Origin of the sequence: Halomicronema hongdechloris C2206, from assembly GCF_002075285.3 — a bacterium.
Classification (GTDB): domain Bacteria; phylum Cyanobacteriota; class Cyanobacteriia; order Phormidesmidales; family Phormidesmidaceae; genus Halomicronema_B; species Halomicronema_B hongdechloris.
The window spans coordinates 4,335,944-4,362,461 of record NZ_CP021983.2 but is presented as its reverse complement, the minus strand read 5'-3'; the positions used below and the strand labels follow the sequence as shown (position 1 = coordinate 4,362,461).

General features: G+C 53.7%; 26 protein-coding genes and 5 pseudogenes. 13 read left to right on the top strand and 18 right to left on the bottom strand.

What is annotated here, in order from left to right; translation table 11 throughout:
* Positions 1 to 317 precede the first annotated feature (317 nt).
* The 4 genes and pseudogenes from XM38_RS29150 to XM38_RS19770 all read right to left on the bottom strand — a co-directional run.
* Positions 318 to 483, bottom strand: a pseudogene (locus tag XM38_RS29150) (transposase-like zinc-binding domain-containing protein); the annotation flags it as partial.
* A 156-nt stretch (positions 484 to 639) separates the two neighbouring features.
* On the bottom strand, positions 640 to 1,134 hold the full coding sequence (locus tag XM38_RS19780; protein WP_080810155.1) for a hypothetical protein: 495 nt from the start codon (positions 1,132 to 1,134) through the stop codon (positions 640 to 642).
* A 45-nt stretch (positions 1,135 to 1,179) separates the two neighbouring features.
* Positions 1,180 to 2,160 (bottom strand): glycosyltransferase family 2 protein, encoded by a 981-nt coding sequence (locus XM38_RS19775; RefSeq protein ID WP_080810153.1) that lies wholly within the window; start codon positions 2,158 to 2,160, stop codon positions 1,180 to 1,182.
* Between the two features lie 949 nt (positions 2,161 to 3,109).
* Positions 3,110 to 3,415: a hypothetical protein gene (locus tag XM38_RS19770; protein WP_137455185.1), complete on the bottom strand. Its 306-nt coding sequence runs from the start codon at positions 3,413 to 3,415 to the stop codon at positions 3,110 to 3,112.
* 281 nt (positions 3,416 to 3,696) lie between these two features.
* Here XM38_RS19770 and XM38_RS19765 point away from each other — a divergent pair, with 281 nt between their 5' ends.
* A complete protein-coding gene (locus XM38_RS19765; protein ID WP_080810148.1) occupies positions 3,697 to 4,188 on the top strand; it encodes a hypothetical protein in 492 nt (163 codons plus the stop codon).
* A 199-nt stretch (positions 4,189 to 4,387) separates the two neighbouring features.
* Here the strand turns inward: XM38_RS19765 and XM38_RS19760 are convergent, their stop codons facing one another.
* The 4 genes and pseudogenes from XM38_RS19760 to XM38_RS19745 all read right to left on the bottom strand — a co-directional run bounded on the left by XM38_RS19760 (position 4,388) and on the right by XM38_RS19745 (position 7,334).
* A complete protein-coding gene (locus XM38_RS19760) occupies positions 4,388 to 5,008 on the bottom strand; it encodes a class I SAM-dependent methyltransferase (protein WP_088430810.1) in 621 nt (206 codons plus the stop codon).
* 28 nt (positions 5,009 to 5,036) lie between these two features.
* Positions 5,037 to 6,410: an ATP-binding protein gene (locus tag XM38_RS19755; protein ID WP_088430808.1), complete on the bottom strand. Its 1,374-nt coding sequence runs from the start codon at positions 6,408 to 6,410 to the stop codon at positions 5,037 to 5,039.
* Positions 6,403 to 6,822, bottom strand: a pseudogene (locus XM38_RS19750) (VOC family protein). Before XM38_RS19750 ends, XM38_RS19755 begins: the two are co-directional and overlap by 8 nt.
* Positions 6,823 to 6,828: 6 nt before the next feature.
* A pseudogene (locus tag XM38_RS19745) lies at positions 6,829 to 7,334 on the bottom strand (TIGR02652 family protein).
* A 165-nt stretch (positions 7,335 to 7,499) separates the two neighbouring features.
* Here XM38_RS19745 and XM38_RS19740 point away from each other — a divergent pair.
* Positions 7,500 to 8,023: pseudogene (locus XM38_RS19740) on the top strand (gamma carbonic anhydrase family protein).
* Here XM38_RS19740 and XM38_RS19735 read toward each other — a convergent pair.
* The 6 genes from XM38_RS19735 to XM38_RS27960 form a co-directional block, all read right to left on the bottom strand.
* Entirely contained in the window at positions 8,020 to 8,670 is a 651-nt protein-coding gene (locus XM38_RS19735) for a zinc-dependent metalloprotease (RefSeq protein WP_256995796.1), read from the bottom strand. The pseudogene XM38_RS19740 and the gene XM38_RS19735 overlap by 4 nt on opposite strands.
* 4 nt (positions 8,671 to 8,674) lie before the next feature.
* Positions 8,675 to 8,881 (bottom strand): hypothetical protein, encoded by a 207-nt coding sequence (locus tag XM38_RS19730; protein WP_137455184.1) that lies wholly within the window; start codon positions 8,879 to 8,881, stop codon positions 8,675 to 8,677.
* Between the two features lie 18 nt (positions 8,882 to 8,899).
* Entirely contained in the window at positions 8,900 to 9,361 is a 462-nt protein-coding gene (locus XM38_RS19725) for a zinc-dependent metalloprotease (protein WP_187329480.1), read from the bottom strand.
* Positions 9,362 to 9,434: 73 nt separating this feature from the next.
* Complete coding sequence (locus XM38_RS19720; protein WP_256995691.1) at positions 9,435 to 10,469, bottom strand: DUF5117 domain-containing protein; 1,035 nt, start codon at positions 10,467 to 10,469, stop codon at positions 9,435 to 9,437.
* A 2-nt stretch (positions 10,470 to 10,471) separates the two neighbouring features.
* Positions 10,472 to 10,711, bottom strand: coding sequence for a DUF5118 domain-containing protein (locus tag XM38_RS19715; protein ID WP_088430802.1), 240 nt, complete (start codon positions 10,709 to 10,711; stop codon positions 10,472 to 10,474).
* A gap of 34 nt (positions 10,712 to 10,745) precedes the next feature.
* A complete protein-coding gene (locus tag XM38_RS27960; RefSeq protein ID WP_256995690.1) occupies positions 10,746 to 10,874 on the bottom strand; it encodes a hypothetical protein in 129 nt (42 codons plus the stop codon).
* A 469-nt stretch (positions 10,875 to 11,343) separates the two neighbouring features.
* Between XM38_RS27960 and queG the strand changes: the two genes are divergently transcribed.
* Both queG and XM38_RS19705 read left to right on the top strand, forming a co-directional pair.
* On the top strand, positions 11,344 to 12,294 hold the full coding sequence (queG, locus tag XM38_RS19710) for a tRNA epoxyqueuosine(34) reductase QueG (RefSeq protein WP_088430800.1): 951 nt from the start codon (positions 11,344 to 11,346) through the stop codon (positions 12,292 to 12,294).
* 101 nt (positions 12,295 to 12,395) lie between these two features.
* Positions 12,396 to 13,244 (top strand): tetratricopeptide repeat protein, encoded by an 849-nt coding sequence (locus tag XM38_RS19705; protein ID WP_080810124.1) that lies wholly within the window; start codon positions 12,396 to 12,398, stop codon positions 13,242 to 13,244.
* A 33-nt stretch (positions 13,245 to 13,277) separates the two neighbouring features.
* Here XM38_RS19705 and XM38_RS19700 read toward each other — a convergent pair whose 3' ends face one another.
* Together XM38_RS19700 and XM38_RS19695 are read right to left on the bottom strand one after the other, a co-directional pair.
* The gene (locus XM38_RS19700) at positions 13,278 to 13,673 is read right to left on the bottom strand and encodes a response regulator (protein ID WP_088430798.1); all 396 of its coding nucleotides are present in this window, start codon (positions 13,671 to 13,673) and stop codon (positions 13,278 to 13,280) included.
* A gap of 387 nt (positions 13,674 to 14,060) precedes the next feature.
* Complete coding sequence (locus XM38_RS19695) at positions 14,061 to 15,290, bottom strand: n-acyl-d-glucosamine 2-epimerase (protein WP_088430796.1); 1,230 nt, start codon at positions 15,288 to 15,290, stop codon at positions 14,061 to 14,063.
* A 73-nt stretch (positions 15,291 to 15,363) separates the two neighbouring features.
* Here XM38_RS19695 and XM38_RS19690 point away from each other — a divergent pair, with 73 nt between their 5' ends.
* A complete protein-coding gene (locus XM38_RS19690) occupies positions 15,364 to 16,059 on the top strand; it encodes a hypothetical protein (protein ID WP_256995689.1) in 696 nt (231 codons plus the stop codon).
* A 101-nt stretch (positions 16,060 to 16,160) separates the two neighbouring features.
* Here XM38_RS19690 and XM38_RS19685 read toward each other — a convergent pair whose 3' ends face one another.
* Positions 16,161 to 17,219, bottom strand: coding sequence for a hypothetical protein (locus XM38_RS19685; protein WP_080810115.1), 1,059 nt, complete (start codon positions 17,217 to 17,219; stop codon positions 16,161 to 16,163).
* Positions 17,220 to 17,382: 163 nt separating this feature from the next.
* Between XM38_RS19685 and XM38_RS19680 the strand changes: the two genes are divergently transcribed.
* The 8 genes and pseudogenes from XM38_RS19680 (at position 17,383) to XM38_RS19655 (ending at position 25,352) form a co-directional block, all read left to right on the top strand.
* Positions 17,383 to 18,075: an N-acetylmannosamine-6-phosphate 2-epimerase gene (locus XM38_RS19680; RefSeq protein ID WP_080810113.1), complete on the top strand. Its 693-nt coding sequence runs from the start codon at positions 17,383 to 17,385 to the stop codon at positions 18,073 to 18,075.
* A 571-nt stretch (positions 18,076 to 18,646) separates the two neighbouring features.
* Entirely contained in the window at positions 18,647 to 19,636 is a 990-nt protein-coding gene (locus XM38_RS19675) for a chorismate transformation FkbO/Hyg5 family protein (protein WP_080810110.1), read from the top strand.
* A 200-nt stretch (positions 19,637 to 19,836) separates the two neighbouring features.
* A complete protein-coding gene (locus tag XM38_RS26145) occupies positions 19,837 to 19,983 on the top strand; it encodes a hypothetical protein (RefSeq protein ID WP_187329479.1) in 147 nt (48 codons plus the stop codon).
* 55 nt (positions 19,984 to 20,038) lie between these two features.
* On the top strand, positions 20,039 to 21,085 hold the full coding sequence (locus XM38_RS19670; protein ID WP_080806623.1) for an IS5 family transposase: 1,047 nt from the start codon (positions 20,039 to 20,041) through the stop codon (positions 21,083 to 21,085).
* A gap of 179 nt (positions 21,086 to 21,264) precedes the next feature.
* Positions 21,265 to 22,317 (top strand): annotated as a pseudogene (locus tag XM38_RS19665) (class I adenylate-forming enzyme family protein); the annotation flags it as partial.
* Complete coding sequence (locus tag XM38_RS29370) at positions 22,300 to 22,725, top strand: class I adenylate-forming enzyme family protein (RefSeq protein WP_449271861.1); 426 nt, start codon at positions 22,300 to 22,302, stop codon at positions 22,723 to 22,725. The pseudogene XM38_RS19665 and the gene XM38_RS29370, both read left to right, overlap by 18 nt.
* 6 nt (positions 22,726 to 22,731) lie before the next feature.
* Positions 22,732 to 22,995, top strand: coding sequence for an acyl carrier protein (locus tag XM38_RS19660; RefSeq protein WP_080810106.1), 264 nt, complete (start codon positions 22,732 to 22,734; stop codon positions 22,993 to 22,995).
* Between the two features lie 8 nt (positions 22,996 to 23,003).
* Positions 23,004 to 25,352 (top strand): alpha/beta fold hydrolase, encoded by a 2,349-nt coding sequence (locus XM38_RS19655; RefSeq protein WP_088430792.1) that lies wholly within the window; start codon positions 23,004 to 23,006, stop codon positions 25,350 to 25,352.
* 14 nt (positions 25,353 to 25,366) lie between these two features.
* Here the strand turns inward: XM38_RS19655 and XM38_RS19650 are convergent, their stop codons facing one another.
* Positions 25,367 to 26,428, bottom strand: a complete 1,062-nt coding sequence (locus tag XM38_RS19650) for an IS630 family transposase (protein WP_080810183.1) — start codon at positions 26,426 to 26,428, stop codon at positions 25,367 to 25,369.
* Positions 26,429 to 26,518: the final 90 nt, after the last annotated feature.

The following is a 26,518-nucleotide window of genomic DNA, read 5'->3' as shown; positions in this document are numbered from 1 at the left end:
CGGGCTATTTCCTGGTATATCCCCCCCGGACTGACCGTTAGGCCCACCGTTTGATGGAGGACGTCGCAGGTCTGGCGCACAGGCAGCTCTAGGTGCTTATTCAGATAACTTGCCAAACTGACCGCACGCGACCCCAGTTGGGTTCCCGTTGCGCCTCCGGCGGTGGACACTTGCAACGGATGCTGAGAACGTACTGGCTGTTGACGGGCCTCACACTGATTGCGATACGTACGTAAGCGAATCACTCGAGAGCTCAACGGCGGAATCTCCACAATGGTTTGCTCTAATACGCTCTGACGGCAAACATCCAGAGCTGCCCGATATTCAGGACTGAAGTGAACCATGCTGGAGGGGGTCCGTAAGCGGGCCATAGGTGTGCCTGTACGCTCATTGGAACTTCGGTTGCACTGGCGGACGGTTGTCTTGAAGGCGACGAGTCCCGTTTTTGACAACGGATTCGCTTTGGCAGTGGGGACAAGGCATGGCTAAAACAGTGGCTGCTTACTCATTCTAGCCATCATCCTTTAGCTGGCCAGTGCCCTTGACCTGGAGTTTAGACAAACCAGTAACAGGCATGGCTAAGTTGGCCCAATCGCTTGAGCCACGAGGCAGCAGTCGAACTGAGATGAAGATGAAGGGTCAGGCAGTATTCTGAGCTGTTTTCTTGGGCTTGGAATAGCGCTTTCGGACGGAGGGAAAGCGGGGTCTTAGCGCGCGCTGCTGCCCCGTTGGCCAACCAGGAGATTTTCCTCTAGGTTTGGGGGATGAGGCGGGTGTACCAACTGCGACTAAAATCGCCGCGAAGCCATTGGCTACTCGTCCTGGGGCAGGTTGTGTCATAAGTTTCTGCCAAGGAAGACAGTGCTGAGCACCCTGCTGGCAAGCCAACCAGAGTTGCCAAGTCATCAGCGGCATCAGGTGACTCCAACGCTCACTTTGTTCGGCGGTGGCCAGATGCGGCCAATGGAGACACTGCTTGATGAAGCGATACCAATGGTCAACACAGAAGCGCCACAAGTAGAGTTGCCAGAGTACCTCTAACGGGGGCAGGTCTTCGCCGATAGCCATGAGCCAGAGTGGACGATGGGGGCGCTTGCTGCTGGCATCGAGGCGCTCGACCAGAATCAAGTACATCGAGATGGTCGGCCTGGCATAGAAATGGAGGTTTGACCATAGACTTTACTTTCGAAAGCCTGCCAACTGCCGTATACGATAAACTGGCCTATTCTGAGATTCATGATAAGTGCGCATCAGTAAATCTGCTAGTAGGCCGAAACTGAACATTTGTATGCCTGCCAAAAATAGCACCACAGCTAATAAAAGTAGAGGGCGATCGCCGATTCCTTGGTCCAAAAATATTTTCAAGAAAGCTAAGTAACTTGCCAGAATAACTCCCAAAAAGATTGAAAAAAGGCCGGCGAATCCAAAAGCGTGCATTGGTTTCGTTAGGAAGGTTTGCATGAAGCTGACAGTCAGTAAATCTGCCAGAACTCGCAGTGTTCGTCCTAATCCATACTTACTGTGACCAAATTTGCGAGCATGATGGCGGACTGGTACTTCGGCAATTCGAGCCCCTTCCGTAAAGGCTATGGCTGGCAAGAAACGATGCATTTCACCATATAATCTTATGTCAGCAATCAGTTCTGAGCGATATACTTTCAGAGAACATCCATAATCATGCAATTTAACTCCTGTTATGCGCCCAATTAACCAATTTGCGATCTTAGAGGGCAATAACCGCGTCAATGCTGCATCTTGGCGATTCTTTCGCCAACCTGATACCAGGTCATAGCCTTCGCTCAACTTTGATAGCAAAGTCGGTATGTCGGCAGGGTCATTTTGTAAATCACCATCTAAGGTTACGATTGCTCTCCCTCTAGCATGTTCAAATCCAGCGGCCATTGCTGGAGTCTGACCATAGTTTCGGCGTAAGGCTATGACGCGTAAATCTGAGCGTACTTTTGCTTGCTCAATCAAAAAGCTGGCTGAGCCGTCCACTGAGCCATCGTCAACGCAGATGATTTCATAACTTAATCGGCTTTTTTCGAAAACTGTCGTGATGCGTTGAAGCAATTTTGGAATGCTATCTATTTCATTGTAAATAGGGATGACCAGTGACAAGTCATAAGGCGCTACATCCGAATATTTTCCATGCTCCATATCTTCATAAGATATGCCTTTAGAATGAGATTGAGATACTTCCTTTGATGTATGATTAACGGTTTTCATGACGCGACTCCAAGCTGGTCTGTCAGTATTAATCTTTACAAATACCATTACTAGGTGAAAAACGATATCAAGCTAGTTTGAAGCATTTAAATTTCGGCTAATCGAGAAAAATGTATTCTTTAAAAAGCCGTTGCAGACTAGTGAAGATTTAAGAGACTCAACCCAATCAAGATGACTCAAAAACTCTATCATGTGGATTCTTGCAGATGAGAGGTCTACCTAGGGTTTCATCAAATCTTTGTATAGAATCAGTCCTTTTATGTAGTTTCTAAGGCTTATTTTCTGTAAAAGGTGAAAAAGCTACTCAATCTGGTTGGCAAGCTGGCACAGGTAGACGTGCAGTTGGTTGACTGATGAACGTTGGTTGACCTGTGCAATCAATGGGCCAACCCTCGCCATGGTCGACATAGAGACGGCTGTTTAGGCGTGTTGAGGCTTCAGGTTACTTAGAGAGGATGAGGCCATCGGTGTGATGACTCATCTTCAGGCGCACTTGCTCTGAGAGTTGCCTCACGATGCCCATAATCGGCGGGACGCGTAATCGCATCACCCCTTGAAGAGTTGATACCTGGTGATGGGCAAACACTGTGCCGCTATTAAGGTGTCGGTCCGAGTGCACTGACGTAATAACGGCACAGCGACACACCTTTAGAGGACATTTGAAAACTCGGCTGAAAGCCCTGCAGGGTAAGCGTTTTAGAGCGTATGGCTCTGTTGGCCAGAATCCAGTCTGGAGCAAGGTTGCAGGGTACTTTCCAAATATCCTCTTAGCTGATTGTGTTGGATTTGATAGAATAATTAGCTCTTCTCTAGATATAGAATGACTGGCTCTTCTCTAGATTGAGCTCACAGCGTGGTCCGTTTAATTCTTTGCCCCCGATTACGGCTGCAGGGGAGGCACTTCGATCTGCTTGAAGCCCACGCAACCGCCTTGACCGTCATTTTCCACTGGAATTACCCGTACCATGGCTTTGCTCTGCTCCGTCGCCGGAATCTCGACGGTGGCATGGGTCCAGTGGTAACGATATTCCGACATCTTCAGGGCAACGGCAAAATTACCGTTTTCATCCGTCGTCACTCGGGTAGAGCGGGTCGTGGTGTACTCATGAATCCCGACTTCGTGACCGTGGAACTCGATGTGCACCCGTACACCAGGCAAGGGTCGATCAACTTGCTCGTCTACCATGACCTTACCTATAAAGGCCAGCCTAGCTGCCAGTGCTGGCAAGGCTGATGCCAAGATCATGCCTGCGGTTACACAACTCCATCCGACCCGTTTTGCAATCGTCACGTTACTACCCTTAACTCTCACAGTCATTGACCATCTCAAATCCCAAAGCTGTCGTCGGTCGCCAGAGACACAGACAGGCCCCTCTTTACAAAAATTCATTGTTCTCGAGGTCTCCACAGAGGGCCTGGCCAGATGCTCTGTGGGATACACTAATTTAGTACGTATTTACTGATGCCATGGTTCAGTACACGCTGGCCCAAAGTCCAGAGGTGATTCTGTCTGTCTCTGGTAAGGATTCCCAAAAAGCTCGAGAACGAGCTATGGATCAACTCATTGAGTTAATGGATGCTGGTGAGCTGCCGACAGCCCTCTCAGATGGCTTTGGCCCGCACCAGCTGATTGAAGTGAAGGAACCCCATCCCACTCCCAACCTGAAGCAGCAGGAGGACGCTGTGGTTGAGGCAGTACAAGCGCTCAGTCATCTGGCCAACCTGAAAATGAAGCTACAGGATTCCCGTAAAGTGGCCATGGAAGCCAGGGAATTAGTAGATTTGCTCTTTACCGATGAGCCCATGAGCGAGGAGCAATTGGGCAGTATCAAAGACGGGTTTAAGGTACTGAAGAGTTTTGCTCAACAAAATTTACGCTATCGGGAGGCCCGATCCCGGGCAGAAGCGGCTCGCCAGGTCCTCGATCGGGCTCTCCATCCTAATCTTCAGGATTCCTAGCACGCTAGGGCAATCCCCCTAGCGTGTTGCCTCTCCCTGGCTACGTTACGGGTTGGGAGTAGCTAATATTCATACTGATCCATGCTCTAAATGGCAGTAACACGTTCTGCCCCTTCAATTCCCTCGCTCCTCGGCAAGCCATTGCTAGCATTACCCGCGAGAACTGGTACGAGGCGTTGGTATATCCTCTGAGCGCTTATTATCTAGCAGGCTTCGTGGCCTGACCCTGATAGAGGTAGCCAGCGATCTGGGGCCAGCCGTTTCCGTAGAATTCTTGCAGGCTGACCTGTGGAAAAACCTCTGCGACTAATTTGCCAATGGGTCGATTGAGATGACAGCCATCGGCAATGATCTTCTGGACTGGCGTTAGTCGGGTCTGCCAGCGGCGCACCCCAGGATCTGGACTTTGGCCATGCTCAATGAAGAGAAAGCGACCTTCAGGTTTTAGGACTCGATACACTTCCCGCAGTGCCTGTTCTACGGCAGCAATGGAGCAGAGAGTCCAGGTACTGACAACGGTATCAAAACTAGCATCGGCCATGGGTAGGTGTTCACCGCCGATGGGGTGACTGTCTACAGGTAGAGGACTCTGGGCTAGCCGTTTGCGTGCGATCGCACCTGCCCCCCGATTCGGCTCGATCACGGTCAGATGGGTGACCGCCTCGGGGTAATAGGCCAGATTCAGACCGGTGCCGAAGCCAATTTCCAACACCTTGCCCTGGGCCTGGGCCAACACCTGACGGCGATAGGTGGCAAACAATTCACCAGCCATGGTCCAATCCAACAGCCGCGGGAAAATAATCTCACCGTATAGGCCCATAGTGCTTATTGAGGGAGCGACTGCATCATCAAGACCATCGAGACGATTTTAGCGTCAGGGTTGGGTGTTGTAGGGCCAGCGCCTGTTGCAGATGGTCGCGAGTCAAGGGAGCCGAGCCGGCCAGGGCCAGGGCTTGTCGGGCCAGGGTCTGGATCTGGCCCCCGGTCAACGGCAGGTCCCGAGCCACTTGAGCCCAGTCCAGGTCTGCTTCGACGGCACTGTCAGCGGGCAGTGCCTGTTGCCAGAGACGATGACGAGCCCTCTGATCTGGCCGGGGCAGGGTGATGACAGCATCTATCTGGGAGCGCCAGCGTGGTCGTATGGTCTGCCAGGGATGGAGGGTTAGTAGGGTGAGCCCTGGCCGCTGGCGGCGTCGTTGCAACCATTGCCGCAACTCAGCCTCGCTCACCCTGGTCCGCCGTCCCAACCAATGCTGGGCTGATTTTACCAGTAGGACTGCCTCAGTTAAGTCAGGCAGGGGAGCCTGAGGCTGGGCAGCTAAGTCCAACCAGGTCACCGATGTCCCCCAGTGTTGGGCCAGGGCTCGCGCCGTCATCAGCTTGCCAGTGCCAGTCTCGCCGATGAGTAGGGCAATCTGGCCAGGACCATGATGACTTATCTGGGCTAGGGTCTGTAGCTGCTTGAGCGTGGCTGGGGGCAATATCAGCTGGGACCAATCTACCCCTGACGCCGTTTGTAGGGGCGCAGTGGCGGTGGCCATGGCCCTGGTTAGGAAGGGCACTCCAGAAACATTGGGAGCGTCTGCCAATAGGTAGGTGACCAGGTCATCTGCCAGCTTCACCTGCCGTCCCAGCAGGGCTTCGGTGCTCTGGGTTGACCATTGCAGACAGCCGGTCTGAAAAAGAGGCGCGGTGGGAGCTAACTGGGGCCGGGCCTGGCGCCAGGCTTGGTCATCGCGACAGAGGAGGCGCAGACAGAGAGCCACGGTTGGTAACTCGGGAGTGGTCGGCAGCTCCGGCGCTTGTAGGTAGCTGTAGAGCCGACCAAACCGTTGGTTGACTTCCGGGGCTAAGGCCATCAGGATGACATTTTTCTCGAAGCTGCTGAGCTGGAGCTGTGCTTGCAGGTGGGGCAGGGCTAAGCAGATGCCTCGGGCCTGGCTGGCGCAGATGCGGGCCTGGAGCTGCTGGCCGTACTTGCGAGTGGAGTATGGGGGCTTAGGGGTCGGACACTCGTGGTAGCGGTTGGTATGGGGTAGGGTGAGAATGCCTTTCCACCAGTGTTGCCCCACCCGATCACCACTGGAACGAGCCACCCGCTCGATGGCTTTATGCTCTTGTTGCTGACGGGACACAGCCAACAGTAACAGCCGGTCGAGCCAGGCCAATTCGGTTTTTAGGTAGGCCCAATTATCGGCGAAGGGCGTCGCCGTCTCAGCCATGCCCCATCTCCCGCAGAAACTCTAAAGGTAAGCCATCGGCGTCGGCGAGAAACATGACTTCGTACACAGTGGCCCCAATCATCTGCTGTTGGGGTGATAGCAGTACTATCAGAGGCTGACTGGCCTGGTCAAACTGGTGTTGCAGTTGGCTCAGCCATTCGCTCAAGCTAGCGACTCGGTCAGTGAGATCGAAGGACAGATGATAGTAACCGGTGTAATGCTCATCGGCGAAGGCATCGGCAGCGGGACGAGGCTGAGGCACTTGCATGAGTTCGATGCGTCCCCCAGCCCTTCCAGCCAACAGGCTAGGGTAATGCCGGCGGTAAAGCGTTCCTGCACGGTAAAGCCTAGGTGCTCGTAAAAATGCGATCGCACGATGGATATCCGCCGTGCGAATAGAGGCATGGTGCATAGCTACTCAAAACAGACGAAAATAGGGATACCGCACCGGCACCCCTGGTTCCTTTTCCAGGTCAAAGTTGATCACCGCCCAGCAGGGCTCCTCTTCTGGGGTGGGACTAAACTCCACCGGCAGACCATAGAGGCGTGGGGTGATCGTATCCAACTGACCTCGCCAGGGGGGACTTCGCTCGAGATAGGCATTGACCAACTCCCGATAGCGTCGAGCAATGATCACCCGCGTGGCCCGTAACCCTGGGTGTAGAGCCGATCGAGGGCCTCATGAATCTCAAAGCGAATGCCATCGGGATGGGTATGCTGGCGATACCATTCCCCCTCCCACTGACGCCAATGGCGTCCTGACTGCAAGTGGACTAACTCCTTATTGTCCGGATTCGCCTCAAAGGCCCCATGGCGAGGACAGAGGTACGTATCCGTCAGCGTCAGGGCGGGAATCTCCTGACGACAGTGGGGACACTGAATTTCCGGTCCAAAAATCGGATACTGCAGGGCTGGGTTGACCATTGGGTACGAACCAGACAACTCCTCGTAACGATAATCTACGGTCTCTGGTAGCCGTATTATAACCGTGGGGCTCCACTGCCTCAGTTGCCCCGCTTCCATTGTGACGTTGTTAACCCTATCCGTGTGAGTCATCCGCAACCATTTGAATCGTTTCCCAACTCAGAGATAGCAGCGGCTCTGTCCGTGCCAGACTGCTCCCAAGCCGCCTTTGTCGCCGCCAATGCCACGGTGTTAGGGCAGGTAGAATTAGCCACCGGCACCAGCATCTGGTATACCGCGGTATTGCGGGGGATGTGGAACGCATCGCTGTGGGGGCCTATAGCAATGTCCAAGATGGGGCCGTCATTCATGGTGATCCAGGCCAACCCACAGTCTTGGCAGACTATGTCACCGTCGGCCATCGGGCTGTGATTCACAGCGCCCACATCGAGCGGGGCTGTCTGATTGGCATTGGTGCCATTGTCCTGAATGGCGTGCGCATTGGCGCCGGCAGCACCATTGGGGCTGGGGCCGTGGTGACCAAAGATGTGCCGCCCCAGTCCTTAGTGCTGGGTATTCCCGGCAAAGTAGTCCGCGCCGTGACCGAGACAGATGTTGCGGAGCAGATTGCCCACGCCCAGAAATACCACCAGCTGGCGTTAGCCCACGCTGGCCGCGGCACAACCCTAGGGTTTGAGGCCCACCCCTAATAGCCTTGCAAGGGAGCGTCTAATACCTTGGCGATGCGATCGCGAACATCCTCCAGGTGGGCCCGCGTAGTTAGTTCTAGGGAGTCTTGACCCAAACGGCTATCCACAGCAGCCTGTAGCTGTCGCAATTGATGTCGGGCCAGCACCCGGGCATCGTCAGGAGCACCGATGGTCCCTGCCGCCGCTAAAAATTCCATCAAGCTCTGGGCCTGCTCGATACCGCCGTAGCCGCGCAGCACTAAATTCGAGAGAATGGCCAGATGATGACGCTGTAACCCCCGTCGTAGACTAGAGATAGCAGCAGGCTGCGGCGAGTCTGGCAGCACCTCTGACCACACCGATTGCTGCACGGTCTCAAACAGCTCGGCCAGGGTCAGCACCTCTTGTCCCCCAGCCTTCAACTCCGCATCCCGTAGTCGGGCCAAGCGATCGGCATAGAAGACATCACTCAACACCAGGCCCTGGACAAAAAGAATCTGGTTATAAATCGGGTAGTCGAGAGGGTAGACCGTGAGCTGACTACCCCAGTGGCTCCAGCGATCGGGAGCCAATTGATTCAGCAACTCCGGCGAAAACTGAAAGGCATCGGCATCAAAGACATAGGTGTCCAAAGTCTGTAACGCCTGCCGCTGTTCGTCTCGGGAGATGAGCTCAAAGGGGCGTTGGCCATCGGTTTGGCCAGGGATCTAGGCGGGTGAAGCGCTGCCCCCCGATATAGTTAGCAATGGTCATAGACTGGCTTAAGTAATTGAAGAAAACCAGGTTAAACCGCTGCCGCAAATCGCCATAGCCCTCCCTGGCCGTAGGGAAAATCGACTCAGCCGCTGCCAAATGTGGTGGGAGTTGTCCAGTTGCCACTGGGCATAGCGCCGGGGATCACTGCTGGAGGTCCCAGGCATTGGCCATGGGGTCGATAAAATTCCAGATATCTTCATCGGCGGCATAGGCCAGCTCTGGGGCGGGGCTGCGCTGGGCAATCTGTTGCAATTGCTGCTGGGCTTGGTGGGGTAAGGCTTGGGGGAAAGGGCGATAGCCATACTCGATGGCCCACTGGTCATAGAGACCCACCGTCACCGGAAAGTAGTCTCCTTGCTCGCTGTCAGGGGGAGCCAAATTGGGCGGAAAGTAGTCCATCACGGAGCTGACTAGGCCCCGTTGGCGAGTGGCGGCGCGATCATTTAACTCCTCTGGAGCCAGCAGAGTGCTGCCTAGAAAGTTGTGCCGCAGCCCCAGTACATGGCCTACTTCATGGGCGGTTAGGGCTCTGAGATACTGATAAATATAGGTGTCTAGGGCGTCGTCATCGGCTAGGGGATCACTCAATAGGCTAGTGGCCAAGGCCCCAAAGGCAGCCTGTTGGGCGGCCGTAAACCCAGCACAGTGGTCGGAACCTTGTGCGAGGATGCCCTGCTCAGGCCCAGGCCTTTGCTGTTGGCCGTAGCACCTGCCGGGGATCGGCCCCCGCCTGGATGCTCAGCCATTGCAGGTAGAGGGGTTGAAAGCGGTGCCCGCAGAGCTGCAGATAGAGGCTGGTAGGGGGAGCCGTGGCAGCCACGAGACTCTGATATTGCTGATACAGTAGGCGGATGACGTTGGCGTCGAGGATGACGTCGGCATCGAGGATTTCGCCGGTGTAAGGGTTCACTCGCGAGGGACCCAGGCCAATGGCCCAAGTGCTGAAGGAATCGGACCAGCGAATCACGTTGTAGCGCACATCCGCCGGATCCCAGTCGGCATCGTCGGGCATTTGCCGCACCTCAATCGCCCCTTGAAACCCCGCCTGCTGGAAGGCTTGATTCCACATCAGCACGCCCTCACGAATGGCGGTGCGATACTGCGGTGGCACCGTGTTCTCGATCCAGAACACGATGGGCTCTTTCGGGGGGGAAATGGCAGCCTGGGGGTCTTGCTTTTCCAGGTGCCAACGGTTGATATAGCGGACGAAGGCGGTGGACCGCTGAGCTTGGGCGGGGGTGCGGAAGGCGGTCAGGAAGTAGCCTACCCGCTCATCGGCTCGGCGGGGTTGGTAGCGGGGGTTGAGGGGCAGCTTGGAGAGGCTGTAGCGCACTGTTAAGCTGAAGGCGCGTGGATCGGGGACGCTGGCCAGGGACCAGGCAAAGAGGGCGGCGAAGGGATCGCTGCTGACACCACCGCCAGTGAAGCCTAGTTGGGTTGAGAGTTCTAGGTTCTCGGGGAAGGCCTGAATACTCTCTAGATAAGAGGTGTCGGGGTTAGGGGCGTAGCTGCTCAGCACCCAAGGAAAAGCTCCCATCAGATTGGCCGGATCCCGATTGAGCAGCAGATCGCCGAGATCGATCAGGAGGGCATCAGTGCTGGGATCAATGCTGACGATGGGCAGGGCATAGAGCACCGAGTCACTGAAGGAGCGCTGCAGGAGTGGTTGCGATCGCGACGGGGGCGTATCGCGAAAGTAGAGATTAGGCACCACTAGCTGCACCTTGTCGCCAGGGGCACGGTGAAATTGAATGAGTAGGTCATTGATGGGCCAGCCGCTAAATAACCCTGCCTCCCCACCCCAGACTCGAGGGTGGCAATCAGCAGAAAGTCGCGGTTGAGTTGCTCCGGCTGAATGGCTAGATAGGTTTCGCCAGTGTCGGGCTGGTGATAGGTGGTAAAGAGGCCAGCCTGTTGCTCAAAGCCCTCAATCACCTCTTCAAAGGGCCGCATCGGGGAAGACCCCGCCTCTGCCTCAGGAGCATCCTCAGCGGTTGCCTCGGCGGGGCTGACTCTGGAGGCGCTTGGGATTTCGCCTCAGGGATGGGGCAGCCATGGCTAAGACCACGGCACTACAGAACACACTGCCCAGCCTGATCATAGGGGTTAGCATCATTGCAGCCCGACTCCATGGAGATGCGTATTTGGGATTGCTCTTACTTTAACCAGCCGTCTCTGCTGTCGAACAGAGTCTGCAGAAGTCTTTGCTTTTCTGCCCTTCGCCAATACCCAACCCCCCACCCTATGCCCTCCAGGCTTATTGGTTGGCATCGCGTCGTATCGGCAGGGCGCGATGGACCTTTCTGACTTCTGCCTTTTGCCTTCAGCCTTTCCCCGTGGGTCCTTCCCTGGTCACTCATAACCTCCCTCGCTTAAGTAAAACGACCCACGCTACTTTCTTGCTTTCCCATCACCCCATCACCCCTAAGCCCTGCGGGCAGGCTCCGCCAACACCCTACACTCTTCCCTCTTCCCTCTTCCCTCTTCCCTCTTCCCTCTCCGTCCTGCCAAGACGTTATGATGCCAACAACGGAAGCTGCGATGGCCCCCGGGGCCGATCTTCGATCATCGCAACTGGCAAGACCATGAGTGCCTTAACCGCTGAGGCCATCAAACAGCAGGCCAAAACCTTGGGATTTCATCGGGTGGGGATTGCCGCCGTGCCGCCACCTGAGGCTGAGGGCGAGGCCATCGCCCAGATGCGCACCGCCCTACAGCGTTGGTTGACCCAGGGCTATCAGGCCGATATGGCCTGGATGGCCAATCCCAAGCGCCAGGATATTCATCAGGTGATGCCGGAGGTACGCTCCCTCGTCTGCGTCGCCCTCAACTATTACACCGATCATGAGCGGCCCCCAGGAGACGCCTACGGCAAGATCTCCCGCTACGGCTGGGGCCGGGACTACCACCGAGTCATGACCCAGAAGCTGAAGGCGTTAGTGGGCTGGATGCGATCGCAAGCCCCCAGCAGTCAGCTGCGCTACTACGTCGACACCGGCCCCGTGCAAGATAAATTCTGGGCTCAGCAGGCGGGGCTGGGCTGGATTGCCAAAAACGGCAACCTCATCACCCGCGACTATGGCTCCTGGGTGTTTCTGGGGGAAATTCTCAGCGATTTAGAGCTGGCTGCCGATCGCCCCCACACCGAACACTGCGGCAGCTGCACCCGCTGCCTAGAGGCCTGCCCTACCAACGCCATTCCTCACCCCTTCGTGGTGGATGCCAACCGCTGCATCGCCTACCACACCATCGAAAATCGGGCCGACACCTTGCCGGCCGAGATTCAGAAGAATCTCCACAACTGGGTGGCTGGGTGTGATATCTGCCAAGATGTCTGTCCCTGGAACCAGCGCTTTGCCCAAGAAACTGACACGGTCGAATTTCGCCCTTATCCTGAAAACGTGGCCCCTTCCCTAGCCGAGTTAGCTACCCTATCGGAAGCCGAGTGGAACCGCCGGTTCACGGCCTCGGCCCTGCGCCGCATCAAGCCTGAGATGTGGCGACGCAATGCCCGAGCCGCCCTGGGAAATCCCTGATTTCTATGCGGGGATGTCTTAGCACTGGGGCCAACAATTGACCGTAATATCGTCTAAGCTAACTTCAGGCCATTCACCGTCGTGAGTTCGGAAGTAACACCGTGATCAAGCGCACCTCCCTGATTTCGCTGTTGGCCCTGATGGGACTGTGGGTGGCACCGCCTGCCGCAATGGCCCAGGCCCTAGTTCCCTATGTGCTCCCCCTGGATTTCGAGCAGCTAGAAGAGCAGGGGCTGGTGCTAGCCCAGGAAGCGGCGCAGTTGGCTCAATTTCAACAATATGAGCAGGCCCTACGACGAGCCCAGTTGGCCGCCCAATTAGTGCCTGATAACAGCTCGATTTTGGCGCTCTTGGGCAGTCTCTATCTGCAGCTTGATCAGGTCGAGCCGGCCATTACAGCCCTGGAGCAGGCCAATGATCTGGCTCCCAATGACGCAGCGGTATTGTTTGCCTTGGGGACGGCCCATTTCCGCCAGGAACAGTACTTGCAATCGGTGTCCTACCTGGAGGCTGGACTACGTATCGAGGCCGATAATGCTGGCGCATACTTCGATTTGGGCAATGCCTATTTCAAGCTCCGGCGCTACAAAGAGGCCATCGAGCAGTATGAAGCTTCCCTAGAATTGGACTCAGAATTTTGGCCGTCCCTCAACAACATTGGCCTGGTGCTCTATGAACAAGGCGAGACGGAAGCCGCCCTGGAGCGCTGGCAGGCGACCCTAGAGCAAGTGCCCGAGGAACCGGAGCCCAAATTGGCCATTGCCGTCAGCCGCTATGCCAGTGGTGAGCGCCGGGAAGCCATCCAGCTAGGCATCGAAGCCCTAGAGCAAGATGGTCGCTATGCCGATTTAGACTTTCTGGAAGAGAACCTCTGGGGGGCCCGACTGCTAGCAGCCACCGAGTCATTCTTCCAGGCCCCCGTGGTGCGATCGCTGATCGCCCAACTCTAGCGGCTACCTCCGGGGCCACCCTTAGTGGCTGCCCTACCCATCAATGATGGCTGTAATTTGGTTGACAAAGGCTTGATGATCGACCACAGGTTTAGAAATATAGTCGTCAGCACCGCTTTGGGCCAAGAAATTCTCCCGATCGCCATCCATGGCATGGGCCGTCACTAGAATCACGGGGAGATCGGCCGTAACCGGGTCAGCTTTCAGCATCTGAGTAATCTTGATGCCATCGACCGGCTTGCCCTGGTACATGCTGTGAGCCAGAGAAACATCCATCAAGATGACATCCACCTCATGGTTTTGAGCCATCTGCATCACCTCGTCGACGTCCTCAGTATGTTTGACGGCCAAGCCCCCCCGCTTCGTCAAAATCTTCGAGAATACTCGAGCGTTAATCAGGTCGTCTTCCACAATCAAAACCGTTTTCATAGGTGGTGTTCACATCCTGAATACGTGCCAGGACCCTCTTCCCATGGCCCCTAGTCCTATTTGCAGGGTATCCCATCAAGGTTGAAACATCCTGCTAGATCTGTACTTTGCCCGGGATAGCCGCCGCCGGCACGAGCATAGGTACCGGCTAGAGTGATTTCTAGTCTAAGCATTTAAGCGATTCTATCCCAAGTCCAGCTCCAGATCGGGGACATTCTCCGGGTGATTCTCCAGGACTAGCCTGGAACAAGGGCCTACATCCCTGACAGAGGCAATATACTGTGTCGAGAAACCGGGGTAAAGATGGATACGAGGTTTTCTGAGACCGATGAGCTGGTTTCATATAATGCTCAGGGCCAGCAGCCTTCTTGCTTCTGCCATGGCGTACTAGTGAGCTCTAGTCGAAATCGTGACTGAGGAAGATTGACGGGCCAGGGCCTCGAAGTCCTGCCAGCAGCGGTATAGGGCTCGCGGCACATGGAAACAGCCCTTCCACTTGCCGCCTTTCAGGGGCATCAACACCTCTCCCCGCCGATTTAGGTAGCCAAACCACTCGCCATATTCCGGATCGGCAAACTGCTCCCAGGCGTAGGCATGGACCTGCTGATACCAGGTCCAGCAGGCCGTTTGACCGGTTAAGCGGTAGCCCATGACCAGCGCCACTAGTGCCTCTAAATGAACCCACCAGAGCTTTTGGTCCCATTCCAATTGCTGGGGGGGATGGCCCTTGACATCCATGAAATAGTAGAGGCCGCCGTAGTCTTGATCCCAGGCGACGTCTAGGGTGCGCAGCACCACTTCCACGGCCTGTTGAATCATGGCCTGATCGCCGTAGCGTTGGGCAATATCCATGACGAACCACAGGGCTTCAATGCCATGGCCTGGGTTGAGCAGGCGTCCCTCAAAACTGTCGATCAGCGATCCATCGGCAGCTACATGTTCAAATATCAGCCCCCGGTCAGGATCGAGAAAGGTCTTCATGACCGTCTCCACCGTGGTGGTTAAGACCTGATCGACTTGCTCAGGCGGCAGCAACCAGGCCATCTCCAGGGTGAGGTTGGCCAAAATCATGGGCAGGGCCAGGGACTGCATGGGCCGGGTGCCAGGATATACCTTGTTGTACTGGCCCTTGGGGTTGCCTTGGCGGTTCAGGACGGTCTGATAGGCCTGCTGGGCCATGGCCTCAGCCCAGTCCTGGCCACTGGCTCGAGCATATTGGCTAAAGGCCATGGCGGCGAAGCAGTCGGAGAAAATATTGTAGGGCTGCACCAGCGGTTTGCCGGCCCGATTTAGGGAGAAATACCAATTACCGTCAGCATCACGGCCGTGCTCCGCTAGGAAGTGGGCCCCGTGGGCGGCAATATCCAGCCAGCCCTGGCGGGGCTCCAGGCAGTTGTAGAGCATCGAGAAGGTCCAGACCTGGCGGTTCTGTAACCAGATAAATTTGTCGGTGTCGTAGACCTGACCTCGGCGATCTAAACAGGTGAAGTAGCCCCCCTGCTGCCAGTCCAGTGAGTGCCGTTCCCAGAAGGGGATGACATTATCGAGGAGTGCCGTTTTGTACTGATGTGCGATCGCACCAAAATCAACCCCAAAATCAACCCCAAAATCAACCATAGAGATTCCTATGAAGGTAGCTACCATGCCTCTCTGAAGATAAAGATATAACGACTGAGCTTGTCCTGCGTGGGTGGCACGGCTCGATGCAGCTCAGACAATCTGCACTAAGATGACGGATAACATGCAGGCGATGGCAGCGATGACTAGAGCCCCAATTCTCGACCCGGCAGGAAGTTATACCTTTAGCAAATACGCAGAACTGCCCTTCGATACAGCGGACATTCTGGCGGAATTTGATGTCTCTTTGAAGAATGCTTCGCTGCAGCTACCCCAGCGACTTCCCATTGACTCAAAATCCCTGGAGATTGAGCTTCAGGAAAATTTGACGTTGGTTGATCCGGCTTCTGAAATAGCTCGTCGTGAGGCATTAATCTTTCCCATTCTGAAAACGGTTTGCAAGTTTATGCAAGCGCCACTCAAAATTGAATATCCCGTTCGAGTCAACCCTCGCCTCAAGGGCACTTTTGACTATTTCATTCCCACTCCTCAAAGCCTGGTTGTGATCGAAGCCAAAAATGCCGATCTAGCTAAAGGCTTCACCCAGCTTGCGGTTGAGCTAATTGCTCTCGATCAGTGGACGAGCTCACCCGTTCCAATCCTTTACGGCACTGTTACCACGGGTGATACCTGGAAGTTTGGCCTATTCGAGCGTCAGGCCAGGGTGGTCCACAAAGACATTAATGCTTATGCTGTTCCTAATGACTTGAATCGAGTTCTCGGGATTCTGTTTGGTATTACCTTAAGTATCCCTGAGGAAGGGGCCTAGTGCTGGGCGGCATAAATAACGCCGATATTGCATAGGGCAGAAAGGCTGAATCTATGGGGTTCCCCTTCTGCCTCCTACTGGCCTACTTCTAGCTTGGCAGACTAGCTCCCATCGCTATCGCCTGAGAGAATCTTCAGGCGGATCAGCTGAGCTAGGGGGCTCTCTGGTTCCCCTAGGCTCACTTCAATTAGGGAACTGGTCAGGGGACCCAGGTGATCGAGCAGCGATCGCAAGTGGGGAGTACTGGCACCACTGTCGACAAAGACCCGCTCCGTCAGCTGATTCAGCCGCTTCCAGGCCGTGTAGAGCTTAGCGGCAGCCTGCTCCAACTGAGCCGCCTGTTTCACCATATCGGCGGTGGCATTGAGGCAGCCCACCCGCAACGCCTCTTCCAAGGCCATTTCTAGATCGAGGGCATCAGTGTTGAGGGCCTGCACATGGGTGGCAGAGTCCAGGTACTTGGCCAGATAGCGGGCCTCTGAGGTCACCTGCTTGACCGTATCCAAGTCAGGGGTGAGGGCCACCTCGGTTTGTAGGGTTTGTTGATGGGGGTCGGGCAATTTTTCTAACTCCCGTACCAACGGAGCCACATAGCGAGTCGGGATGGTATTGTTGGCTGTCTTCTCTCGCACTTCTTGGGGTAAGAGCTCAGACGACATGGCCATCCACTCATCGGCTAACTGCTTCACCTCCCGCCGGGTCACACGATCCCCCCGCCGAGCCACATCACTGACCAAGTGTTGCACCTCTGGGGCCGACTGAGCGGTCTCCACGAAGGCCCGCTTGCTGAATTGATTCACATCTTTGGTTTCCAGCAACCCCTCCTGCAACAGGGTGTCGGCACTGTCGGCCAGCTCGATCAGGCTGTAGGCCTGGCTCTTGGTGATCTCGCGCTCCTTCAGCCAGTTCAAAAAGCCGGTGCCACGACCATCGCCGCCTCGTTTTTCTCGATCGCGCACCGCCCGCAAAATCCGACCGCGCCAGATGTCTGTCTGCAGGTCGAAGCGATCGCATACCTGCCAAGCCGTTTCGATCTGATGCCGAAACTCTGGCTCCGAGATGCCCTCGTCTTCAGGATCTGGAAGCTGAAACTCGAGGTCTGATGAAGGGTCTAAGCCCCGTTGAGTCAGGTCAGCAGTAAAGGGATGGGCCGCAGTCATATTCAAAATCGGTGAAGTGCATAGACGGCTCATTATGCCATGGACATCTGCCACACCCTATCCCCCCGGAATGGGTCCATCGACGATGGCATAATTTCGACAGGGATCGCCGTAAGGTAGGTGCTGACCGTATTTCCAGAGCTGGCAATCGATATAAGAACCCATGGCAGCGGCCAATGATGTCCTAGCAGCCCTACGCAGGGGCTTAATCGTCTCCTGTCAGGCTCCCCCCTTCTCTCCCCTGCATCATCCAGAGGTGATTGCAGCCATGGCTGAGGCAGCAGTGAATCAGGCAGCAGCGGGAGTGCGCATCGACAGCCCTGCCCATATTCGAGCCGTGCGGGCCCGAATCGAGGCCCCGATCATTGGCCTCTGGAAACGCACCATGCCGGGCATAGAGGTTTACATTACGCCCCAATTTCACCATGCTATCGCCGTGGCAGAGGCCGGGGCCGACATCATTGCCATCGATGCCACCCAGCGCCCTCGTCATGGCCCTGACACTGTATCGGGGCTAATTCGTCGTATCCATGAGGAACTACAGCGACCGGTCATGGCCGATGTGGATACGCTAGAAGCTGCGATCGCAGCTTCTAGGGCTGGGGCCGACCTGATTGGCACCACCTTATCTGGCTACACCGACGCCACACGCCATCTGACCCCGCCAAACTTCACCTTGTTAAGTCACCTAGTGGAGCAGCTGTCGGTGCCGATTCTCTGTGAAGGGGGGCTGGCGTCGCCGGAGATGGCCCGGCGTGCCATTAACCTGGGCGCCTACGCCGTCGTTGTGGGCACCGCCATTACTGGCATCGACAGCCTGGTGCAGCGTTATGTGGCTCGCCTTGCCAGCCCCTAGTACACCGTGGCCAACCCTGAAATCTGCCGCCGCCTCTCTACTGGTGGCCATGGTTCTCTGCTTAGGCAACCCTTGCCTAGAGCCAAATCGGAGTTCGCTGGCCGCCAGCCATCGATTCTGATCTGGAGGCGACATTCTTGCCGAGCAATGCTCAGACTGACTGTTTTCCACTCAGAAAAAACTCCAAAGTTAATTCCTAGTAAAGGCCTCGTAAAGTTTCCGGATAAGACTTGAAGGCAGCCTGAGATTGGATTTCAATGAGGCAAGGCAAGGTGCCAAACCTCTAAAATTGTTTACTTAATCTAATCAGCCTGAGGCAGATCAGCCTTAAATATAAAGCTCTGACCCAAATAAAGTTTCAGATTGTCGTTTAGTTTGAAGTGGCCCCGATTTTTTACGATCCTTGGGCCTGGCAATACTGATTTTCTAAATAGTCCCCAATAAAGATGATCCCCAATGAAGTCTACTCCCTTATCCTCAGCTCTGTGAGGATAGTATGTATGCGATGGCTAAGGGCATGGCATGGTTGTGCAAGTGACTCATATCTTTTGATCAATAGTGAATCATGATAATGTCAACTCAACTGTTTTATGAATCAGATTCTCGACGATTAGATGATCGTAATTACGGTTTGGCAGTCCAATTTAATCAAAAAAGCACTGGGCTATCCTGGAGCAATAGGGGCCTGACAATAGATATGAAAATCCCTGCGCTTGGCCGTCAAATCCAGGAAAGTGTTACTGATATCCCCGGCAGGGTTTCTCTGAAGAATGGCTTTTGCTTGCTCGAGGGTGAAGACCATTTGGCGGGAGGAATTGTCCTAGATGCCACCTTCCCTTTAGAACGAGATGTTTACGATGCCTATCTAAGCTTTCTAGACATCACCCAAAATTGGCATCTGTACCGTATTTGGCACTATGTGCCTTTTATCAATCGAGAAACCCAAGGTATCGAAAACTATCGATCCTTTTGCAAGGGTCGCTCCCTAGCCTTCGAGCATTTTCTGGGCAGCAATTTTAGCCGCAAATTGCCAGCAGCGTCGGCTGTCGGTATCAACGATACTAAATTAGTAATGTATTTCCTCGCCGGCAAAACGCCAGGGATGCACATTGAAAATCCGGAGCAAGTATCTGCCTACCAATATCCTCGATGCTATGGTCCTAGACCCCCTAGCTTCGCTCGAGGTACCTGTGTTGATGTTGCCAGTAAACGGGTGGGATATTTGTCCGGTACGGCAAGTATTAAGGGCCATCAATCCGTAACCCTAGAAGATACTGCAGATCAGCTGTATACCACCCTGGATAATATGAGCCTAATTTTTGAATCCATGGGATTTGTCAGTGAGCGCCACAGCTATGGGAGTTTTTTCCCCAATGGTGATGATTATGAGCGCTTTTTCAAGGTCTATATCAGGCACTTAGAAGATACCGACTACATCCAGAGCTTATTCTCTCAAATGATTGGACTTAGGGAAGACGATCGGGTGCTGTATTTACAATCTGATATTTGTCGTTCAGAACTGAATATCGAAATCGAAGCCATCATCTCAGACCGCTGTTAGAGGTGATTTGCAAACCGCCTAAATAGTAGTCAGAGCAAGGTTTTCAGAAACACCGCGAACACTCCGGCAAGATCGCTAGAAGCCTTGAGAACACTTGCCTTGACGGCTCTTTAAGATTTCCTTTGCAAATTAGCTCTTAAGCGTCCAGACGTCCTGAGCCATGCCCTCAAGACACTGATTGGTCTTCTCAGTAGGAACCTATGATGCTGACCTCCATGCTTCACCACACCGTCAAACACCATGGCGAGACACTAGCCGTGGTCTATGGGCAACGGCGACTCACTTACAGCCAACTACTGCAGCGGGTGAATGAACTCAAGGATACCTTAGGGCACCTCGAAAAATAGCCAGAGCGATCTCAGTATGAGATCATAAGGTCGGTTTTGTTGAAGCACGCAGGCCATGGGACAGCAGGGATTCTGGGATATCGAAGAGCGCCAGCAAAAACTGGAGCAAAAGAAGGCGGTACTGAATCGGTTGAATCAACTGGTGCCGTGGGAGACCTTTCGTCCGATTCTGATGCAGATTCGAGAGAAACCGCGCAAAAGCCAGGCCGGTCGTAACCCCACCGATGTCCTGTTACTCTTCAAGATGCTGGTGCTGCAAAAGCTATACAACATCAGCGATGACGAACTGGAATATCAGGTCAACGACCGACTGTCCTTCATGCAATTTCTCGGTTTGGGGCTTGAGGATAGAGTCCCGGATGCAACGACGGTGTGGCTCTTCCGAGAACAGTTGCAGCAGCACGGCTTGGTGGAGGCGTTGTTCGAGCAGTTTGGAGCCTATCTGCAAGGGGCAGGCTATGCCGCCAAGGATGGGCAAATTGTGGATGCGACCTTGATTCCAGTTCCCAAACAACGCAACACCCGTGAGGAGAACCAAACCCTCAAGCAGGGTGAGGTTCCCGTTGAGTGGCAAGAGACCCCTCATCAGCTCGCGCAAAAAGATGTTGACGCCCGATGGACGAAGAAAAATGGAACGTCCCACTACGGCTACAAAAACCACATCAATAGTGATGCCGGCTTTAAGCTCATTCGCCGTTACAGCGTCACCGATGCGTCGGTCCATGACTCGCAGGTCTTGGGCGAGTTGCTCGATGCGGATAATAGCGGCGATGGACTTTGGGCCGATAGTGCGTATCTCTCCGTGCTGATTGTCGAGGTGCTGAAATTGATAGGGTTTGAGCCGCATATAAATGAACGGGCCTATCGCAATCGCCCCTTAAGCGAGGCCCAGAAAACCGCGAATCGAGAGCGCTCCAAAACCCGTGCCAGAGTGGAGCACATCTTCGGAGATGTCGTCACCAGCATGGGTGGCAAGGTGGTGCGCAGCATCGGGTTAGCCCGTGCCCAGACCCAGCTAGGTCTGAAAAATCTGGTGTATAACCTGAAGCGGTTTGTGTGTCTCGAAACCCAACGTGCTGCATCGGCTGAACTGGCAAGATAATCGGACCTAAAGCCGGGAAATCGACTTAAACGTGGTCTTCCAACCCTATTTTTTTGTCAAAATGGGAAGCTTTTTTCGGTGGAATGTCTCGGACTCTCTTTGAGTCACCTTGACGGTCTCAAATGAGACGCCATTAGCTAAAGAAAACTGATTAATCGAGGTCCCCCTTAGATTCTCGGCAGGTAGAGCCAGGTAGTTGTGTAGCCTTAGTGCTGCCAAACTGCCCCGAGTTTGTGGCCAGCTTTTTTGCAGTGGCCCAGCTACATGCGATCGCACTGCTCTTAAACCCCAGCTCGAAGCCCAGCGAGTTAGGCCACTGCCTGGCCGACAGCCGCCCTCAGCTGATAATCACCGATGCCTTCCACGCCGATCTCTGTCGTCGTGTGATTCACGACTTAGACATGGCCATTCAGGTGATGGTGGTGTCCCATCTCGCCAGCGATCAAGGCTCAGAGGCTGAGATCGGCAAACCTACACCTTACCTGCAGGATTCCAATTTCAGCCCAACGTCACCCTCTGACTCATTTGCTGGCCCCGTAGTTTACCAGTACACCTCTGGTTCCACCGGCAAGCCAAAGCGCCTCTGTCGCACGCAGCATAATCTCTACCATCAAGCCCATAATTGCGTTACCACCCTGGGCATTACAGCCACCGATCGTATTCTCGCCTTCGTGCCGCTATACCATGCCTATGGCTTAGGAGAATGTCTGCTCGCGGCCAGCTGCGCCGGGGCCGCTTTGATCATGCTAGAGCCCAGTGTCAAGGCAGGTGCTCTAGTGGAGGTGCCCTTCGTTTTTCGTCGGGCCGAGGTGACCCAACTGATCCAGCACGAGCAGATTTCTATCTTTCCGGGAGTGCCCTATCTCTACAATGTGCTGGCTACTACTCCCCAAGATGCCCCCATCAACTTCTCTAGTTTGCGACTCTGTATCTCAGCCGGAAGTGTCCTCAGTCAAGACATTTTTAAGAAGTTCTACCACCGTTTTGGCATTCCCATTCGCCAACTATACGGCTGTACCGAGGCAGGGTCCGTCAGCATTAACCTCGGTGAGGATGCGATGGTCATTGGCGAAGCCGCCCCAGAGGGGCTAGATCGGCCCTCCAGGGCCATCGCAACCCTCGAGTCCATTGGCCGCCCCATGGAAAACGTCGACATCACCATCATGGACGACGCCGATCGCCCCATGGCAGCTGGTGAAGTTGGCGAAGTTGCGATCAAGAGTGAGACCCTGGCCAAGGGATATTGCCATGCCTCTGACGCCGAGAATCGGGCCTTTCGCAACGGATACTTCTTCACCGGAGATCTCGGCAAAAAAGATGAAGCTGGATACCTGTATATTCAAGGACGAAAACGTATCTTTATTGATACCGGTGGCTATAAAGTAGATCCCTTAGAAGTGGAAACAGTCCTGCGTCAACATCATAAAGTTAGAGATGTGGTAGTTGTCGGCAAACAGCATCCCCATGCCGGCGCAGTCATCAAGGCCGTTGTAGTACCTCAAATGGATTGTGAGTCGGCAGAGTTGATCGACTATTGCCACCAGCAGATGGCAAACTTTAAAGTTCCTAAGATAATCGAATTTAGAGATCAGATTCCTCGCAGCCCTCTCGGCAAAATTTTAAGAAAAGAACTCATTTAATCTGTCATGACTTCTAATACAACTACTCAAAGGATCCATGCCGTTATTCAGTCCATCCTGCCCTATGCCCACCCGGAAAATCTCAAGGAAGATAGCAATCTCTTTGAAATGGGGCTGGATTCCATCAACGCTATGACCTTGATTTTCAGCTTGCAGACTGAATTTAATCTGCAGTTTGAGGCCACCGAGATTACTCTGGAGAACTTCAAGACAGTAGGCAATATCATGCACCTACTGTGCCAGAAGCAAGGTGTTCCAGTTGATGCTTAGGCAAGATCATGGGGTTATCAGAACAATCCGATTCCCACGCTTTTTCCCTATCCTCAGAGGGCGCTCCAATCCCTGATGAGGTGTCTAGAGGGCAACCGGAAAAACCTGAGCATGACTTCTGGCAAGCGATTCAAGCAGTCATGGCAGCCCAGAATCAGGCGCCCCCCTTAGCTCCAGTCTCTCGCCAGCAGCGATTACCCTTGTCCTTTTCCCAAGAGCGTTTGTGGTTCCTAGAAGCGCTGAGGCCAGGGGCTCACACGATTACCTATGGCTTCCAAGTTCGGGGCAACTTCGACCCCCACATCCTAGAACACAGTTTAGCCGCAGTAATTAACCGCCATGAGGCCCTACGAACGGCCTTTAGGGTGGTTGATGGTCAACCGGTGCAGGCGATTGAAGCCGAGGTGGCAGTCCCATTGACTCAGTTGGACCTACGATCTGTGCCAGCTCAAGACCGTCAGCATCAGGCTCTGCAGATACTTCAGAATGCCGTAAATGCTCCCTTCGACCTGACCCATGCGCCCTTGCTCAGGGGAATTGTGCTCCGGCTGGATGAGCATACTTACATCCTGGGCTTGGGGATTCATCATCTAGTATTTGATGGGCATTCAGAGGGCATTTTCTGGGGGGATTTAGGAATGGCTTATCAGGCTATTCAGACTCGACAGCCGCTTCCCTGGTCACCACTACCGATTCAATATGCTGATTTTGCGCTGTGGCAGCGACGATGGCTCCAAGACGCCATTTTAGTCCCTCACCTGACCTATTGGCAGAACCAGTTGGCCAAGTGTGCTCCCCTGCAGTTGCCGGTAGACGCTCTGACCTCAAATCCGGTTGATTATCGGGCCGCTGACCAAACTCTGGTGCTTTCGTCCCAACTATCTAGCACCATTAGTCAGGTAGCCGCTCAGTTGCACACGACTCCCTTCACGGTTTTACTGGCTGCCTTTGTGGCCACGGTTCATCGCTATGGTGGGCAGGAAGATGTGGTGGTCTGTACCCCGGTTGCAGGCCGTAACCGGCCAGAAATACAATCCCTCGTGGGGTATTTTAACAACATTGTGCCGCTGCGCTGCGACCTCTCCAATTTCCCCAGCTTTAAGCAGTTATTGATATGTGTCAAAGAGGTCGTTCTCTCGGCTCTGGAGCATCAAGATGCCCCCTTTCAGCGATTAGGCGAGTTGTCAGGGGTAACCGCGAGTGCCTTATCACGGGTCTTATTTGCCCTATTAGATGCCCGGCAGGGGCAGTTGCAACTACCAAATGCAACGGTTTATCCTCTGCACTTGCCTAAACAGACCACCGATTTCGACCTATCCTGCTTCTGGCAGCAACGGCAAGACACTTTTGTGGCCCGGTTAGAGTATCGTCAGAGTCAATTTCACTCGGATACCATTGCTACTCTACTGCAAACCTACGAGCATTGCCTGGATGCGATCGCACAGGATCTGGAGCAACCTATTGAGCGCCTTCCCATACCCCCCCTCGCTTCCCACATCCAGCCATCGACAAAACTGGCCCCATCAGCCTTAATTAGTCCGCAGACCCCTCTAGAGAATCACTTATTACATCTCTGGACAGCCGTACTCAACCAGCCAACCCTCGGCGTCACCGACAACTTCTTCGACCTAGGGGGCACCTCCCTACAAGCACTGCAATTATTTAGCGGCATCGAAGAGCAATTCCAGGTGCGCTTACCCCTGGCCACCTTGCTCCAGGCCCCCACAATTCAGCAGTTAGCCCGAGTGCTGCAGCGCCAAGACGCCGCCATTTCCTGGGCCACCCTAGTTCCTCTGCAGCCCCATGGTGACCCCCCTCCCTTTTTCTGTGTCCATGGGCTTGGCGGCAATGTGCTGTACTTTCGTCAGCTAGCCCAATATTTAGGCCCAGAGTATCCAGTCTATGGGCTCCAGGCTCAGGGTCTCAATGGTGAAGATCTCCCCTACGACAGCATCGAAGCCATGGCTGCCGCCTATATCGAGGTGATTCGAGCCGTACAGCCCCAGGGACCCTACCTGTTGGGGGGCCATTCCTTCGGCAGCATGGTGGCCTTCGAAATGGCCCAGCAACTCTGGGCCCAGGGGTTGCCAGTGGGCCTAGTGGCCATTCTGGATCGGCAAGGACCCCAGAGCCTGGCGTCGGGATCTCCCAGCTGGCGCGATCGCATCGCGGTCAAACTCAGCAATCTAGAGCAGATGGATCGCCATGACCAGATCGCCTATTTGAAGAAGGAACTCAGCGATAAGCTGGCCCACTTCGGCGGTAAATTCTGGCCCCAGCATCGTCCCCAAGCCTCCGCCTCCCCTGCACAACTCACCGTCAATCGCATCCGCCGCGCCCATTGGAAAGCACTATAGCAATCCCAGTTGATTTATGAACAAGGTGAATATTCTTCTATTTTAGAAAAATCGAACTTTTGATGATCTATAAAGAACTCAAACAGATACTTTACAGCGGGGAAAGAACGACACAACCTCCAAAATCTTCTCAATGAATTTTTGGCTTGTAACCAAACATCTTCCACTGGATTTTGTTCTGGTGAATTGGGTGCAAATAGAATACATTTGAATTGCCATTCTGTCTCTTCCTTCCCATGATTGACTGTAGCTAAAAAATCTTTGATCTCTTGTGACTTATGATAACTAGCGCCATCCCAAATTAATGCGATTTGCTTCCCAGGATTTTGTTCCTGCAAGTACTTCATAAAAGCAACTGTATTCTCTCCATTCCCTTTCTCGTAAGGATGCAAAATAAATTCTTTTGTTTGATAGTTTAATGCGCCATAATATGTTTGCCTGATTCTCTCGTTTGTAATAGGGATTTCGATTCGCATATCTGTCTTGCCCCAGACATATCCACAAACATCACCCCAAAGGAGATGACACTCATCCAAAAAAAGTACAATCAATTCCCCAGACTCAAATTTTGAACTGGTTTTGACGGATAAATCCTTGGATTTCTTCTCTTTTTTTTTGACTAGAGCTGGATCAGATTTCGGGTTGGTTTTTTGAGATTTCTTCCAACTAATACCTGCTTCCGAAAAAAGTGTATAGTAGCTTTGCTTAGACTTGTAAATCACATCATAATGTTCATCTAAATATGAAACTAATTCATCAAAGTTCCAGTAGTTTCTGGTTCTCAGCCACGAGATAATTTCTGTACGATCATCTGGGGTTAGGTAACTTTTTGATCCTTGGTAGCCGAGTTTAATACCTTCAATGCCTTGTGCTTCGAATCTGTTCTTCCAATATGTAATAAAAGACTTGTTTATTCCCAGAAATTTGGTAATCTTAAAATATGGCTCACCCTCCAATGCCATTTTTACAGCCAATGCTCGCTTAAGCTCTCTTGAATCAGGATTACTACTTATAAAGTCTGATAGAATAGCACGATTATCTACTTTTTGTTGGTGTTCTAATTGAAAACTATTCATGAGTACAACTGTATTGACAGCTTGATGATATTTATATACTACCCATTCTAAACTCATTTAGGGTTGCTATAGAAGCCTACAATCCGGTTC